At 67.1% G+C, this 14,835-nt stretch carries 13 protein-coding genes; 3 read left to right on the plus strand and 10 right to left on the minus strand.

Annotation, left to right across the window (positions count from 1 at the left end; all coding sequences use genetic code 11):
• From HMPREF1137_RS01725 to HMPREF1137_RS01760, 8 genes are all read right to left on the minus strand, one after another.
• Positions 1 to 1,649, minus strand: a 1,649-nt coding sequence (locus HMPREF1137_RS01725) for a 2Fe-2S iron-sulfur cluster-binding protein (protein ID WP_007588154.1), incomplete at its 3' end; no start/stop codon positions are given.
• Complete coding sequence (gene nuoF, locus HMPREF1137_RS01730; RefSeq protein ID WP_007588155.1) at positions 1,646 to 2,950, minus strand: NADH-quinone oxidoreductase subunit NuoF; 1,305 nt, start codon at positions 2,948 to 2,950, stop codon at positions 1,646 to 1,648. The genes HMPREF1137_RS01725 and nuoF, both read right to left, overlap by 4 nt.
• Entirely contained in the window at positions 2,947 to 3,657 is a 711-nt protein-coding gene (gene nuoE / locus HMPREF1137_RS01735; protein WP_007588159.1) for an NADH-quinone oxidoreductase subunit NuoE, read from the minus strand. Before nuoE ends, nuoF begins: the two co-directional genes overlap by 4 nt.
• Positions 3,654 to 5,000: an NADH-quinone oxidoreductase subunit D gene (locus tag HMPREF1137_RS01740; protein WP_007588163.1), complete on the minus strand. Its 1,347-nt coding sequence runs from the start codon at positions 4,998 to 5,000 to the stop codon at positions 3,654 to 3,656. Before HMPREF1137_RS01740 ends, nuoE begins: the two co-directional genes overlap by 4 nt.
• Positions 5,000 to 5,737 carry an NADH-quinone oxidoreductase subunit C gene (locus HMPREF1137_RS01745; RefSeq protein ID WP_007588161.1) on the minus strand — a complete coding sequence of 246 codons (738 nt, stop codon included), beginning with the start codon at positions 5,735 to 5,737 and terminating at the stop codon, positions 5,000 to 5,002. The genes HMPREF1137_RS01740 and HMPREF1137_RS01745 overlap by 1 nt, the downstream gene beginning before the upstream one ends.
• Positions 5,734 to 6,288, minus strand: a complete 555-nt coding sequence (locus tag HMPREF1137_RS01750) for an NADH-quinone oxidoreductase subunit B (RefSeq protein WP_007588157.1) — start codon at positions 6,286 to 6,288, stop codon at positions 5,734 to 5,736. The genes HMPREF1137_RS01745 and HMPREF1137_RS01750 overlap by 4 nt, the downstream gene beginning before the upstream one ends.
• 22 nt (positions 6,289 to 6,310) lie before the next feature.
• Positions 6,311 to 6,670 (minus strand): NADH-quinone oxidoreductase subunit A, encoded by a 360-nt coding sequence (locus HMPREF1137_RS01755; protein WP_007588160.1) that lies wholly within the window; start codon positions 6,668 to 6,670, stop codon positions 6,311 to 6,313.
• A 28-nt stretch (positions 6,671 to 6,698) separates the two neighbouring features.
• A complete protein-coding gene (locus tag HMPREF1137_RS01760; RefSeq protein ID WP_196792940.1) occupies positions 6,699 to 7,967 on the minus strand; it encodes a geranylgeranyl reductase family protein in 1,269 nt (422 codons plus the stop codon).
• A gap of 402 nt (positions 7,968 to 8,369) precedes the next feature.
• On the opposite strand from HMPREF1137_RS01760, the gene HMPREF1137_RS01765 reads away from it, so the two are divergent.
• On the plus strand, positions 8,370 to 9,104 hold the full coding sequence (locus tag HMPREF1137_RS01765; RefSeq protein WP_007588162.1) for a hypothetical protein: 735 nt from the start codon (positions 8,370 to 8,372) through the stop codon (positions 9,102 to 9,104).
• Positions 9,105 to 9,384: 280 nt separating this feature from the next.
• On the plus strand, positions 9,385 to 10,845 hold the full coding sequence (locus HMPREF1137_RS01770; RefSeq protein WP_007588158.1) for a DUF4832 domain-containing protein: 1,461 nt from the start codon (positions 9,385 to 9,387) through the stop codon (positions 10,843 to 10,845).
• 143 nt (positions 10,846 to 10,988) lie between these two features.
• Here the strand turns inward: HMPREF1137_RS01770 and HMPREF1137_RS01775 are convergent, their stop codons facing one another.
• The gene (locus tag HMPREF1137_RS01775) at positions 10,989 to 11,696 is read right to left on the minus strand and encodes a class I SAM-dependent methyltransferase (protein WP_007588152.1); all 708 of its coding nucleotides are present in this window, start codon (positions 11,694 to 11,696) and stop codon (positions 10,989 to 10,991) included.
• Between HMPREF1137_RS01775 and HMPREF1137_RS01780 the strand changes: the two genes are divergently transcribed.
• Positions 11,695 to 12,978 (plus strand): isochorismate synthase, encoded by a 1,284-nt coding sequence (locus HMPREF1137_RS01780; RefSeq protein WP_034496306.1) that lies wholly within the window; start codon positions 11,695 to 11,697, stop codon positions 12,976 to 12,978. The two genes, HMPREF1137_RS01775 and HMPREF1137_RS01780, sit on opposite strands and share 2 nt — an antisense overlap.
• Positions 12,979 to 13,571: 593 nt before the next feature.
• Here the strand turns inward: HMPREF1137_RS01780 and HMPREF1137_RS01785 are convergent.
• A partial coding sequence (locus tag HMPREF1137_RS01785; protein ID WP_007588153.1) for a S1C family serine protease occupies positions 13,572 to 14,835 on the minus strand: 1,264 nt, incomplete at its 5' end.

The following is a 14,835-nucleotide window of genomic DNA, read 5'->3' on the forward strand; positions in this document are numbered from 1 at the left end:
GTGCGCTCGGCCAGAGCGACGACGGCGGAGAGCAGGCCGGGGGTCTGCGCGGCGCGCTCGCCCACGAGGACGATGCCGCCGGAGAGGGCCTCAGCCAGGTCTGCGTAGGCGCCGCCAGCGGCGATCGCGTCGACAACGCTCGGCTCGACGCCGGGGGCCGCGTGCAGGACCTGTGCCTTCATCTTGCGCGAACCTGCCGAGGTAAAGGGCGCGACGGTGGCGACCTTCAGGCCCGACTTACGGGTGGCCTTACGCAGGCGCAGGAACATGGCACCGCACTCGTCCTCGGGCTCGAGGGCAACCAGCAGCACCTGACCCGCGCTCTCCAGATCCGCATACGTGGTCTCGAGGCCGGAGCCCGCCACGTGAGAGGCCAGGAAGGAGCGCTCTTCCTCGCTGGAACGACGGGAACGGAAGTCGATCGAGTCGGAACCAACGACGGTGCGCGCGAACTTCGACCAGGCCCAGGCGTCCTCGAAGGTCAGGTGACCGCCGGGCAGGAAGCCCACGGACGACCCGGCCTTTTCGAGGCCCTCACGGACGCGATCAAGCGCGTCGGACCAGGAGGTGGGAACCAGCTCGCCGTCCTCACGCACGAGCGGGTAGGTCAGGCGATCAACCTTGTCCCACTCGAAGGCGAAGCGGTCTTTGTCGGTGATCCACTCTTCGTTGACCTCGGGGTCGTTGCCGCTCATGCGACGCACGACCTCGCCGCGGCGCACGTCCTGACGGATCGCGGAACCCGACGCGTCGTGCTCGGTCACGGCCGCCGTCGACACGAGGTCGAAGGGACGCGCGCGGAAGCGGTAGGACGCGGCGGTCAGGGCGCCGACCGGGCAGATCTGGATGATGTTGCCCGAGAAGTAGGACGCGAAGGCGCGGCCCGACACGTCGCGCTCGGCGACGGAGAGCTCACCCTCGTTGATCGAGCCGACGATCGCGTCCGTGCCGTACGGGGACGACAGGGACGAGGTCGAGGCCTCCTTGGCCTTCGGGTCGAAGAAGTCGAGCGTGGTCGAGTCGAAGCCGCCGACCTGCTCGCCCATGAAGTAGTGGTGCTCCGTGGGGGCGGTGCCGCCGCCACGACCCTGCAGGTCCATGAACACGTCGCCCGAGATCTCCTTGCCGAAGCGCACGCAGCGCTGGCACAGGATGCAGCGCTCGCGATCCAGCAGGATCTGCGAGGTCAGGCGCAGCGGCTTCTTGAACGTGCGCTTGGCGTCGGTGAAGCGGGACTTGCCGCGGCCCTCCGTGAGTGCCTGGTTCTGCAGGGGGCACTCGCCGCCCTTGTCGCAGACCGGGCAGTCGAGCGGGTGGTTGATGAGCAGGAACTCCATGACGCCGCGCTGGGCGCGGTCGACAACCTCGGAGGTGTGCTGGGTCTTGACGACCATGCCCGGGGTGACGGTCTGCGCACACGAAGGCTGGGGCTTGGGCATGAAGCGCAGCTCGCCCGTGTTGCGGTCGGGCATGCCGACCTCCACGAGGCACTGGCGGCATGCGGCCACGGGGGCCAGCAGCGGGTGGTCACAGAAACGCGGGATCCGGATGCCGGCCTGCTCGGCCGCGCGGATCACGAGCGTGCCCTGGGGGACAGAAACCTGAACGTCGTCGATGGTGACGTCGATCATGTTGGGTGCGTCGCTCATCGGCCACCTCCTCGCGCGTAGTTAGCGGACGCCTCGTAGGGGAAAAGCTCGCGGGCGGGCGTGGTGAGGCCCGCCTCGAACTCGTCGCGGAAGCGCTTGATGCCCGACATGATCGGGGTTGCTGCGGCGTCGCCGAGCGGGCAGAAGCTACGGCCCGCGATGTTGTGTGCGATCTCGTCGAGCAGGTCGACGTCGCCGGGGCGCCCCTCGCCTCGCTCGAGACGCAGCATGATTTGCTTCATCCAGTAGGTGCCTTCGCGACAGGGCGTGCACTTACCGCAGGACTCGTGCTGGTAGAACTCGGACCAGCGGGTGATGACGCGGACCACCGAGACGGTCTCGTCGAACACCTGCAGGGCTCGCGTACCCAGCATCGAACCGGCCGCACCCACGGACTCGTAGTCGAGGGGGGTGTCCAGCTCGTCTTCGGTGAAGATCGGGGTGGAGGAACCGCCGGGGGTCCAGAACTTCAGCTCGTGGCCGTCGCGGATGCCGCCCGCCATCTCGATGAGCTCGCGCATCGTGATGCCGAAGGGGGCCTCGAACTGGCCGGGGTTGTTCACGTGACCCGACACGGAGAAGATGCCGTGGCCCTTGGACTTTTCGGTGCCCATCGAGGCGAACCACTCGGGCGAGTTGCGGAAGATACCCGCCACCTGAGCGATGGTCTCGACGTTGTTGACGACCGTGGGACGGGCGTACAGACCGGCGACCGCGGGGAACGGGGGCTTGAGGCGCGGGTGGCCTCGACGTCCCTCGAGGGAGTCCAGCAGAGCCGTCTCCTCGCCGCAGATGTAGGCGCCGGCGCCCGCGTGAGCGGTGATGCGCAGGTCGCCGAGCACACCGGCCTCGGTCGCCTCGCGCACGGCCTCCAGCAGGCGGCGGTACACGTGGGTGACCTCGCCGCGCAGGTAGACGAACGCGTGGTCGCAGCCAATGGCGCGCGACGTGATCGCGATGCCCTCAATGAGGACGTGCGGGTTGCCCATGATGAGCGGGATGTCCTTGCAGGTGCCCGGCTCCGACTCGTCGGCGTTCACCACGAGGTAGCGGGGACCTCCGTCGGCCGGGGGCAGGAAGGACCACTTGAGGCCGGACGGGAAGCCTGCGCCACCACGGCCTCGCAGACCGGAGTCCTTGACGGCCTGCACGATGTCAGCGGGCTCCATGGTGCGGGCCTTTTCGAGGCCCTGGTAGCCTCCGCGGCTCCGGTAGGAGTCCAGCGTCCAGGAACGCTCCTCTCCCCACCCGTTGGTGAGGATCGGGGTCAGCGGTCCGGGTGCAACGTATGCGGTGCTCACTTCGCCTCTTCTCCCTTCGTGTCAGTGGCCTCGTCGGCGACCTCGACGGCAACCGGCTCAGTCCAGCCGTTCGCCGCGGCGATCTCGCGGCCCAGCAGGGTGGCGCGGCCCGCGGAGGGGCCTTCGTTCTCGTGGCCGTCCAGGAAGCCGGCGAGGACGCGCTCGTTCTCCTTGAACGTGGGGGCCACGATGGGGCCACGCGTCGGGTGGATGTCGCGGCCGGCCTGGATGTCATCGATCATCGCCAGCGCTGACTCGGGGCTCTGGTTGTCAAAGAATTCCCAGTTGACCATGACGACGGGCGCGTAGTCACACGCCGCGTTGCACTCGATGCGCTCGAGCGTGATCTTGCCGTCTTCGCTGGTCTCGTCGCTTCCGACGCCGACCTTCTCGGAGACCTTTTCCCAGATCTCGTCGCCGCCCATGACGGCGCACAGCGCGTTCGTGCACACGCCCACCAGGTACTCGCCGGTGGGGTGACGCTTGTACTGCGTGTAGAAGGTTGCGACGGCGCTGATCTCTGCGCGGGGCAGGTCCAGCGTGGCCGCGATGAAGTCGATGCCGTCCGGGCTGACGTAGCCGTCGACGGACTGGATCAGGTGCAGCATCGGCAGCAGCGCGGAGCGCGAGTGACCGTCCGGGTAGCGGGCGATGATCTGCGCGGCGTCCGCCTGCAGGCGTGCCAGGGTGTCGGGTGTGTAGCTCATCGGTCAACGCCTCCGAGAACGGGGTCGATAGCGGCCAGTGCGACGACCACGTCGGCCAGCTGGCCGCCTTCGGTCATCATGGCCAGCGCTTGCAGGTTGGCGTAGGAGGGGTCGCGGAAGTGCGCGCGGAACGGGCGCGTGCCACCGTCGGAGACGAGGTGAACGCCCAGGATGCCCTTCGCGTGCTCGACGGTCTGGTAGACCTGGCCGGCGGGCACGTGGAAGCCCTCCGTGACGAGCTTGAAGTGGTGGATGAGGGACTCCATGGACTCCCCCATGATCTCGCGGACGTGCTCGGCCGAGTTGCCCTGGCCATCGGTGCCGACCGCCAGGCGCGCGGGCCAGGCGATTTCGGGGTCGGCGACCATGGTGGGCGCGCCCTCACACTGGTCCAGTTTGGCCAGAACCTGCCAGATGATGCGCATCGACTCGTAGCACTCGTCGAAACGGACCATCGTACGGTTGTAGACGTCAGACTTGTCGCGGGTGGGAACGTCGAATTCGAAGTTCTCGTAGCCGCAGTAGGGCTGGCTCTTGCGCAGGTCCAGGGGCAGGCCGGCGGCGCGGACGCCGGGGCCGGTCGTGCCGAGGGCCATGAGGCCGCTCAGCGGCATGACGGCCACGTCGCACAGACGCTTCTTGAAGATCGGGTTCTCCACGAGGATGTCCTGGAGCTCGCCGATGTCCTTACGGGCGCGGCGCAGGCGGTCACGGATGTAGTCCGTGGTGCCCTCGCCGATGTCCTGCACGACGCCGCCGGGGCGGATGTACTCGTGGTTCATGCGCAGGCCGGTGATGCGCTCGAAGATGCGCAGGATCTCTTCGCGGGCGCGGAAGCCGATCGTCATGATCGTCGTGGCACCCATCTCGTTACCGGTCGAGCCGATGGCGACCAGGTGCGAGGCGATGCGGCACAGCTCCATCATGAGGATGCGGATGAGGGACGCGCGCTCGGGGATGTCCTCTTCAATGCCGAGGAGCTTCTCAACGCCGAGGCAGTACGCGGCCTCCTGGAAGAAGGGGGCGACGTAGTCCATGCGCGTGCAGTATGCGACGCCCTGGGCCCACGTGCGGTACTCCATGTTCTTCTCGATGCCGGTGTGCAGGTAACCGGTATCGACGCGGGTCTCGCGGACCTTCTCGCCGTCGAGCTCGAGGATCAGACGCAGAACGCCGTGGGTCGCGGGGTGAACCGGGCCCAGGTTGACGACGATGCGCTCGGAGGTGATGGCCTCGATCTCGTGCAGGACGTCGTCCCAGTCGCCGCCCTGGGTGAGGACCTCGGGGATGTCCTCGATGGGCAGGTCGGTCGCGCCAGCGGGCGCGTGGAAGGCGGTGGTCATCAGTTCACACTCCTACGAACGTCGGGGGAAGCGTTGACGGCGCCCTTGAATTCGACGGGGATGCCGCCCAGCGGGTAGTCCTTGCGCTGGGGGTGTCCGACCCAGTCGTCGGGCATCGCGGTGCGCGTGAGCGAGGGGTGCCCGGTGAAGACGATGCCGATGAGGTCCCAGGTCTCGCGCTCCTGCCAGTCGTTTCCGGGGTAGACGGAGACGATGGAGGGGATGCGGGGGTCCTCGTCGGGGCACGTGACCTCGAGGCGGATCATGCGGTTGTGCGTGATCGAGTACAGGGGGTAGATGGCGTGCAGCTCGCGCCCCTTATCCAGGGGGTAGTGCGCGCCGTTGGTACCCAGGCACATTTCGAAGCGCAGGTCCGCGTCGTCACGCAGGTACTTGGCGACGCGCGCGATGTGCTCGCGGGCGATGAAGATGCCGAGCTGTCCGCGGTCGACGGTCACCTTTTCGATAACGTCGGCGACGTCAAGGCCATCGGCGGCGATGAGCTCTTCGAGGACGTCAACGACCTGGTCGAACCATCCGTCGTAGGGGCGGGAGGCCTCGCCGGGCAGGAAGGAGTCGGAGACCAGTCCGGAGAAGCCGGAGGTGGAGGAGTCGGTGCCCGCGCCGAAGAGGCCCTCGCGGTGCGCGATGGGCTCGGGGAGGGCGAAACCGCGCTGCGACGAGGCCTGGGTGACCTCGGCGGACGCGTTGTCCTCGGGGATGGAAAGGTCGCTCATGCGAGGAGTCCCTTCATCTGGTGGGTGGGGGTCGCCTCGAGGGCGGCCTGCTCGGCGCGGCGCGCAATCTCGCGGCGGTGGACGCCGAGGGGTTCCTTGCCGATCTGCTCACGCAGGACGAGGACCGCGTGGATGAGGGCCTCGGGGCGGGGCGGGCAGCCGGGCAGGTAGACGTCGACGGGGACGATGTGGTCGCAGCCCTGGACGACGGCGTAGTTGTTGAACACGCCGCCCGAGGACGCGCACGCACCCATGGAGATGACCCACTTGGGTTCGGGCATCGAGTCGTAGACGCGGCGGATAATGGGCGCCATCTTGTGCGAGACACGGCCCGACACGATCATCATGTCGGCGTGACGCGGCGAGGCGCGGAAGACCTCGAGGCCGAAGCGCGACATATCGAAACGGGGGGTGCCGGCGGCCATCATCTCGATGGCGCAGCACGCCAGACCCATGGTGACGGGCCACTGGCTGTACTTGCGTGCTAGCCCGAGGACTTTTTCGACGCTGGTGAGCGCGATACCCGCGGGCAAGGATTCTTCAAGTCCCACTTGTCTTTTCCTTACTTATATCTCAGTAGTCCAGGCCGCCGCGTCGCCATTCGTAGGCGTAGGGGACGCAGAGGGTGACCAGGAAGCTCATCATGACGACCAGTCCGAACAGGCCCAGCTGGTTGAAGCTGACGGCCCACGGGTACATGAACACAACTTCGATGTCGAAGATGATGAACGTCATGGCGACCAGGTAGTAGCGCACCGGGAAGCGACCCTCGGTGAGGTGAGCGCTGGTCGGCTGGATACCGCACTCGTAGTTGTCGGCCTTGGTCTTGGACTTCTTGGTGGGGCCCAGGATCGCGGAGGCACCCAGGCCTCCGAAGGCTAGTACGAGGGCAGCTGCCGACATGATGAGCAGCGGCACGTAGGGATTCGTCATCGTTCCTCCCGGTTATCGGTGGTGGTGGTCATGCGGGGCGCACCACCTTGGTCAGCATTGTGATGAGTTGGTCGTCGAAGTCGCCCCCGGTCCTCTCGTACCCGTCCGACAGGAGTTTGTGGACGAGCGTCATGAGGCGCGGAATGGGCAGCCCGACGTTCGTGCAGGTGCGCATGATCGTCGGGTTTTCGATGAGCGCGACGAAGATGCGGCCCAGCTGGTAGTAGCCGCCGTATTCGTCGCGAAGCATGTGGGGGTATTCGCTCATGGCGCGGTCGATGCCGGCGCGGTGGGAGCGGGACAGGGCCTGCGCGATGCACGAGGCCGCGTAGCGTCCGGCCTTCATGGCCGGGGCGATGCCTTCGCCGTTGTAGGGGGAGACCATGCCGCCGGCGTCACCGACGAGGACGAGGCCCTGAACGTAGTGAGGCTTGCGGTTGAAGCTCATGGGCAGGGCGGCGGAGCGGAGCTGACCGATCTGGTTCTCGGGGGTGAAGCCCCATTCCTCGGGCAGGTTCGCGGTCCAGGTCTTGAAGACCTCGCGGTAGGGCAGGTTGGTGGCGCCGGCGCGCGAGGCGACGGAGCCGAGCCCAACGTTGACGATGCCGTCGCCCATGGGGAAGATCCAGCCGTAGCCGGGCAGCAGGTCGGAGGCGCCGGGGGTGCCGCTCCACAGTTCGAGGTGGGATTCCATCCATTCCTCGTCGCCGCGGGGGCTGTGGAAGTAGGCGCGTGCGGCCACGCCCATGGGGCGGTTCATCTTCTTTTCGAGGCCGAGGCTGGTGGCCAGTCGGGCGGCCACTCCCCCGGCGTCGACGGTGATGGAGGCGCGGACCTCGAAGGTGGTGGCGTTCTTGCCGCGCCCGCTCTTGGCTTGCACGCCGACGACGCGGCCGGAGCCATCCTGGATGGCGCCGACGACGGTGACGCCCTCGTAGAGGCGGGCGCCGGCCTCGACGGCGCGCTGCGCGAGCGCGTGGTCGAGGTCCATGCGGGCGCGGGTCATGCCGTAGCCGGGCAGGGACTTCTGGTCGGGCCAATCCATGTGGACGGTGTGGCCGCCGCCGATGACGGTCAGGCCGCGGTTTCGCATCCAGCCGGCGGTGTCCACGCCCATGGCGATGAGCTCGTGGACGGCGGCCGGGGTGAGCCCATCACCGCAGATTTTGTCGCGCGGGAACGGGTTTTTCTCGAGGAGGACGACATCGAGGCCTGCTCTGGCCAGGTGGTAGGCGGTGGAGGACCCGCCAGGGCCTGCGCCGACGACGACAACGTCAGCGCTCATGTCGCTAGGCATGGTGGATGCCACGGCATTCCTCCGTCATGTGGTGCGCGGGTGCATCCGCGCGAGTGTGCAAGGTGGATGAAGTGTGCACATCACTTCATTCCGCAAACAACCCTAGCTAGGTCACCCTCACCTCGGCGACCGAGCGCACTTTTTCCCGCCGTTTCAACGAACGAGGCCTGGGCTAGGCTCGCCCATAGCACCCATTTGCGCAACAAAGCGTTGTCGTAAATAGTGGCCCCGGCCTCGTCGCGCCGGGCGTCACGCACACCGAGACGAGCCCGCGCAACACCCTCACGCAATTCGATACGATGACCCGCGTCGAGACGACCAGCGTTGACGCCGAGTACCCACTCATCCGGCGCAAGACACGCGCGATACACCTCAGCACACGACCATTGAAGGGGAGCACGCATGGGCTCAGAAGAACAGACTCATACCCGCAAACGACGCGCCTTGATCGCCGTCGCGTCGGCAGCCGTCCTCACCCTCACGATCACAGGTACGGCCTGCGGCTCGCACCAGCCCAGCGCAGATAGCCAGGCACAGTCCACACAATCCTCCCCACAATCCTCCTCGGACCAGACGCAGACCCAGGAATCCGGCGACTCCACAGCCGCGCCGACGCCGACGGAGGCGATGCCGACCACCCCCGCCTGCGAGGACGGTTCCCCCACGCCGCTCGGTACGTGCCTATATCCCGCATCGGTCCAGTGGCTCCCCGACCTCCTGCCCGACCCGCGCGAGGTGGACCGCACCGATCCCGAGCAGGTCGCCATCGCCTACACCATCACGCGTAACACGTGGGATGCATCGCGCGATAAATCCAACGCCTATGCATTCATCCGCGCGAGCGTGTACGAAGTACCGGAACGAGCGAGCAGCCACACGAAGACGCCCGACCTGGAGCACGGTCAGGGTGAATTCCTGCCGCTCCTGGCCAACCGCGCCCACACGACCGTCACCATCACGGGCAGCAACAACCATGGGCAGCAGCCGAACACTGACCCGACGCGCTGGTACGGAAACGTCTACTACTTGCGCAACTACTCGGACGACTCGTTGGAGCCCGTGAAGGGGCGCGAAGTCGTCTTCCTGCGAATGCAGGACGATGGAACGTGGGCGGTCGTCGACAGCGGACCGTACTAAACGAGCCAGCGCACGCACTCCATTGACGAGGCCGGGACCCCACCGAGGGACCCGGCCTCGCACATACTCAATCGACACGCCCCACAATAGGTTTGTCAAACAATCACTTACTGGCAGAGTTTTCCGCAATGTTGCAGTCACTATGCACAACATGGTTCACTTGACAGCTGTGGAGTCCTAGCTCGCACGTCACTGCACCGTCGCACACGCAGACTCCACGCGTCGCGCCCACGCCGCACCTGTCCCCAGCCGCAGTACTCATGACTGAAAGGACCTCGCGATGAGAACATTTACTCGCATCGCCATCGCTCTCGCGGCGACCGCAGGACTGGTGGGTGCCACCCTGCCGGCCACGGCCTCGTCGGCCGCCACACCCCAGTGGACCGACCTGAAAAAAGCACCCGCCCCGGTCTCGAACCCGATGAAGGGCTTCATGCCGTGGGCGCCCACCGTCGGCGACGCACCCGTGCTGGCACAAGGATCGCTGCCGTACACGCTCGAATGGGCACCCTTCCCCGTGAACGACGTCGTCACCGGACGCGACACCTACGACTTCACGAAGGTCGACGCCATGCTCGATTCCATCGCGTCGCGCGGCCACCAGGCGGCCATACGCTTCTACCTGGACACCCCCGGCAAAGAATCCGGCATGCCCCAGTACCTCATCGACGGTGGCACGGACCAGAGCCGCAAATACGATTTCGAGAACAACAGGAAGATCTCATTCTCCCCCAACTACGACGACCCGAACGTGAAGGAGATGCTCCTGCACTTCGTGGACGCCCTCGGCGATAAGTACGACGGGGACCCGCGCATCGGCTACATCACCGCGGGCCTCTACGGCTTCTGGGGCGAGGAGCACACCTACCCCTACAACGGCTACGTCAACGAGCAAAACCCGGATGCCATCAACTGGATGCCGTCGGACGAGTTCCGCGCCCAGCTCGTCCAGGCCTGGGACGACGCCTTCGACGAGACCTTCATCCAGAACCGCTACCCCACCGAGGCCACGAAGGCTCACGGCATGGGCTACTACGATGATTCCCTCGGCTACGCGACCCTGGAGGGGACCAGCTGGCACTTCATCCCCAAGCTGAAGAAGCAGGACGAGGGGGATGCCTGGCAGCACTCCCCCATCGGCGGCGAGCTCTACCCCTCCTTCCAGGAATGCGCTTTCTCCGAGCCACTGAACTGCAAGAGCAAGGATGAAGGACGCGATTACAAGGCCCTCGAGTCGATCCAGCAAGCGCACGCGACGTGGCTCATCAACCAGCACGCGTTCTCGACTGGCTACACCGGCGCTGAGCTGACGCGCGCCAAGGCCGCGAGCGCCGCCATGGGCTACACGCTGCAGGCGACCCGCACGTCGGTGACCCACAACCAGGTGAAGGCCACCGTGGTCGTGGAGATCAAGAACACCGGCGTCGCACCGTTCTACGCGACGTGGCCGCTCGAGGTCGTCCTCATCGACTCGAAGGGCACGATCGTGGCCACCCAGACCATCGAGTCCACCCTGCCCTCGATCCTTCCGGGGCAGACGGGGAGGGTGACCGCGCGCCTGCCGCTGCCCGAGGGGTACCGGTCGAACGACTCCGCGCAGAAGCTGACCGCCGCGATCCGCGTCGTCAACCCGCTGCCGAACGGCGCGCCCGTCGCCTTCGCGAACGAGGCCATGAACAAGCCGCTGCCCGGCTACCTAGAACTGGGGAAGCTGGTGCGGGGCCGCGCGCCGAAGAACTAAGGACGAGGCCGGGGCGGGGCGCGCGCGTCACGCGCACGTGGGTACGCGCCCCTGCCCCGCCCGCCGGCGCGGATACGCCTTCCGCGCCCAACGCGAGAGGCCGGGACCCCACACAAGGGGCCCCGGCCTCGTCGTATCGGCGATTACGGCAGCGGCTTGACCGCGCGGTGCATGCAGGCGATGCCGCCGGTGAGGTTGCGGTACTCGACTTCACTCCATCCGTTGGCGGCGATCATGCGGCCAAGTTCCTCCTGGGCCGGCCACGCGCGAATCGACTCAACCAGGTAGTCGTAGGCGCCGTCGTTCGTGGAGACCAGGCGCGCGATCGCAGGCATGACGGTCGACTGGTAGGCGTTGTACATGCCGCGGAAGACGCGCGAAGGCGGGGTGGAGAACTCCAGGACCACGAGGCGGCCGCGCGGGCGCACGACGCGCGCCATCTCGCGCAGCGCGAGCTCCGGGTCCGGGATGTTGCGCAGGCCCCACGAGATGGTGACCGCGTCGAAGGAGCCGTCCTCGAAGTCCAGGTCCATGGCATTGCCGTGCACGAACTCGATCTCGGGGTGGCGCTCACGGCCGACCTCGATCATGCCTTCGGACAGGTCGCAGGCGACGACCTCGGCGCCGCCCTTGGCCAGCGCGGCCGACGACGCGCCGGTGCCGGCCGCCAGGTCGAGGATGCGTTCGCCGGGGTGCGGTGCGACAGCCTTACGCAGGGCGGTCATCCACACCCTGTCCAAACCGCCCGTCATCAGCGCATCCATCACGTCGTATCGCGAGGCGAGGGAGTCAAACATCGAGGCGATCTCTTTGGGATCCTTGTTCAGGTCCGCGCGCGGGGATTCAGTCATGCGTCAATACTCGCACGTCTTCCAGCGCGCCGCCGCCCCTGCTCCTACCATGGAACCCATGCACAACGACTTCGGATGCTCGCGCCTCGTCTTTCGGGCGTTGGTCCTGCCCCCGCAGCACCCGGGGTCTACTTGCTCACTGACGTCCCTGCTTCCCGACTCCGGGGGCGCCGCCTGGCTGGGTGAGCGCCGCCAGATGATCGGCCTGGGACGGGCGCTCACGATCGAGTCCGCGACCCCGAGCGCGATCGCCGACGTGCGCCGCGCGTGGGAGGCCACCCCCGCCTCGTCCGCCGACGATGCCCCCTCCCCCGTTCTTTTCGCGTCCTTCGCGTTCCGTTCCCCCGCCCGCTCGGTTGCCTTCGTGCCCGCGCTGACTCTCATCGACGAGGCCGGGGCCCGCTGGGCGATCACGGCGGGCATTGGGGACGCCCCGGATCCATTGGCGGCGGTTGACGCGGCCATTGCCGAGGCGAGGCCTGCCCCGCGTGTGCCGGAGTCCCTGACGTTTGGGCACGGGTCGATGTCGCGGGGCCAGTGGCGTGACTCCGTGCGTGCGATGGCGCAGCGCCTGCGCGATGGCGCCGCCGACAAGGCCGTCATGGCGCGCGATATGACGGTGCGGTGCGCCCACGGATTCGACGAGCGTTTCCTGCTTGAACGCCTCAGCGACCTGTATCCGTCGACGTGGCGCTTCTGCATCGATTCACTGGTGGGTGCCTCCCCGGAGATGCTGATCGCGGCCTCGAACGGCACGGCGAGCTCGCGCGTCCTGGCGGGCACGTGCAAGCCCGGCGAGGGCGAAATGCTCGCGTCGAGCGCGAAGGACCTGCGCGAGCACGACCTAGCTTCCGAGTCCGTGTCCTCGATCCTGACGCAGCTGTGCAGCTCGGTGACGACTCAGGGACCGTTCCTCCTGTCCTTGCCAAACGTCGTTCACCTGGCGACGGACGTGCACGCACGCCTAGGTCAGACGCATCTGCTCGACCTGGTGGCCGCCCTGCATCCGACGGCCGCCGTGTGCGGCACCCCGCGTGACGCGGCGATGCGCCTCATCGAGGAGCTGGAAGACACCGAGCGCGGCCGCTACTCGGGGCCCGTGGGCTGGGTCGACACGGCGGGGAACGGCGAGTTTGCGATCGCACTGCGCTGCGGGCTCACATCGGGCACGCGCCTGCGCCTCTTCGCCGGGGCCGGCATCATGCCGGATTCCGACCCGGACGCCGAGCTGGCCGAGACCGAAGCGAAGATGCGCCCGCTGCTGGACGCCCTCGGGGTCTAAGCGACTCATCGACGTGCATAGGCCCGCCGCCCCGCATTTTCATGCGTCTGCGCAATAGCTGAATGGGGTCTGACCGCACGAAGGATTCGCCGATGACGGAGCATTACACCAGTTAGGGAGCATTACACCAGTTAGGGAGCATTACACCAGTTCCCAGCTGGTGTAATACCTTCCTAAGTGGTGTAACACCACTTAGGAACAAGCCAAAGCGTGATCACGAGGAAGGCTATCGATCCACATCCTGCATCACGCCTTAGTCAAGCTTCAAGAGCCCGTCCTCACGCACGCCGGAACCCACTTCTGGCAACTCAGCGGCTTGATTGTGCCAACGCTCCACCCCATCGGGAACATTCCACCCGATCAGAACGGGTTGAATCTTCCCGATCAGGTTGAATCCTCATCGACACAAGCCCAGATGCGGGGGCGTCACATCAACGTGCGGCACATCAGCGGCCGAAAACTGCGCATATGCACCCTCGCAAGCCCACCACGCGCAAAGGCCCGCCGCCCCTTCACAGGGACAGCGGGCCTCGTCAGTGCGCGGGACTCAGGTCACGCCATGCCGGGCGCACGCAGCGCGCGCGACGCACAGTTCACTGAATCCGCACGGACACATCCTGCGTGGCGCCGTCGCGCACGATCGTCATGGCGATGGTGTCGCCAGCCTTGTAGCGGCGCACGTAGCCGATCAGCTGCTTGGGGCTGGTCACTTCCTGGCCTTCGACCTTGACGATGACGTCGCCGGAGCGGATGCCCGCCGCGGAGGCACCGGAACCTGCGGAGACGTCCTGGACCTCGGCGCCCACGTAGGTGTCGGAGCCGACGGTCGTGGTCGCGGCCTTGACGGTCACGCCGAGCATGCCGTGCGAGGCGGTGCCGGAGGCGATGAGCTGGTCCGCGATGGACACGACCAGGTCGGAGGGGATCGCGAAGCCCAGGCCGATCGAGCCCGCCTGCCCGTCCGACGAGGTTGCAAGCGACTTGATCGAGGAGTTAATGCCGATGACCGCGCCACTCGCGTCGAACAGCGGGCCACCCGAGTTACCGGGGTTGATGGACGCGTCGATCTGGATCGCGTTCGTCACCACGAGATCCGAGGAGGCCTGCGAGTCCTGCGACGAGGAGTCCTCGTCCATGGAGACCTCGACGGGACGGTTGAGCGCGGAGACGATGCCTGTCGTCACCGTGTTCGACAGGCCCAGGGGCGCGCCGATCGCCATGACGGGGGCACCGACCTCGAGGTTCGCCGAGGTCGCGAAACGCGCGACAGTGAGGTCCGAAGGCGGGTTGTCCAGGCGAATGACGGCCAGGTCGGTGGTCTTGTCATGGCCAACGATGGAGGCGGTGTAGAGGCGCCCGTCTGCGAGGGTGACCTGAATCTGGCCGCCGCCCAGGGCGGATGAGATGACGTGGTAGTTCGTAACAATGTCGCCCTGCGCGTCGTAGACGACGCCAGAGCCGGTGCCGCCCGAGGATGCGCCCTGCGCCTGAATGGTCACGACGGCGGGCGAGACGGCGGCGGCGACGTCCGTCCAGTCCGTCCCGGAGCTGTTCGAGGCGGGCACGGTGGCCACCGTTCCCCCGTTGAGGTTCGTGGGCGTGGACGCGCGCAGCATCGCCGGACGCGCGTAGAACACGGCACCGAGGGTCAGGCCGATCGTCAGAAGCATCGCGCCGAGGAGGGCGCCCCAGCCCGGGCCCTTCTTCGTGACGACGACGGTGGGAGCCACAGCCGTGGGAGCGGGAGCCGCCTCGGGCGAGGCCGGGGCCGCGTATCCGCCGTAGGGTTCGCCCGTGGGGGCAGAGTATGCGCCACCAGCCGCGGGGGCCTCCTGGGCGGAGGGCGCGGGGGCCGGC

It is taken from the genome of Actinomyces sp. ICM39 (assembly GCF_000282935.1).
Lineage (GTDB): Bacteria > Actinomycetota > Actinomycetes > Actinomycetales > Actinomycetaceae > Pauljensenia > Pauljensenia odontolytica_B.

Excerpts from the sequence above, each read along its gene's own strand:
- nuoE (WP_007588159.1), bottom strand. The coding sequence starts at position 3,657 with ATGAGCTACACACCCGACACCCTGGCACGCCTGCAGGCGGACGCCGCG.
- HMPREF1137_RS01740 (WP_007588163.1), bottom strand. The coding sequence starts at position 5,000 with ATGACCACCGCCTTCCACGCGCCCGCTGGCGCGACCGACCTGCCCATC.
- HMPREF1137_RS01745 (WP_007588161.1), bottom strand. The coding sequence starts at position 5,737 with ATGAGCGACCTTTCCATCCCCGAGGACAACGCGTCCGCCGAGGTCACC.
- HMPREF1137_RS01755 (WP_007588160.1), bottom strand. The coding sequence starts at position 6,670 with ATGACGAATCCCTACGTGCCGCTGCTCATCATGTCGGCAGCTGCCCTC.
- HMPREF1137_RS01760 (WP_196792940.1), bottom strand. The coding sequence starts at position 7,967 with ATGCCTAGCGACATGAGCGCTGACGTTGTCGTCGTCGGCGCAGGCCCT.
- HMPREF1137_RS01765 (WP_007588162.1), top strand. The coding sequence starts at position 8,370 with ATGGGCTCAGAAGAACAGACTCATACCCGCAAACGACGCGCCTTGATC.
- HMPREF1137_RS01770 (WP_007588158.1), top strand. The coding sequence starts at position 9,385 with ATGAGAACATTTACTCGCATCGCCATCGCTCTCGCGGCGACCGCAGGA.
- HMPREF1137_RS01780 (WP_034496306.1), top strand. The coding sequence starts at position 11,695 with ATGCGTCAATACTCGCACGTCTTCCAGCGCGCCGCCGCCCCTGCTCCT.
- HMPREF1137_RS01775 (WP_007588152.1), bottom strand. The coding sequence starts at position 11,696 with ATGACTGAATCCCCGCGCGCGGACCTGAACAAGGATCCCAAAGAGATC.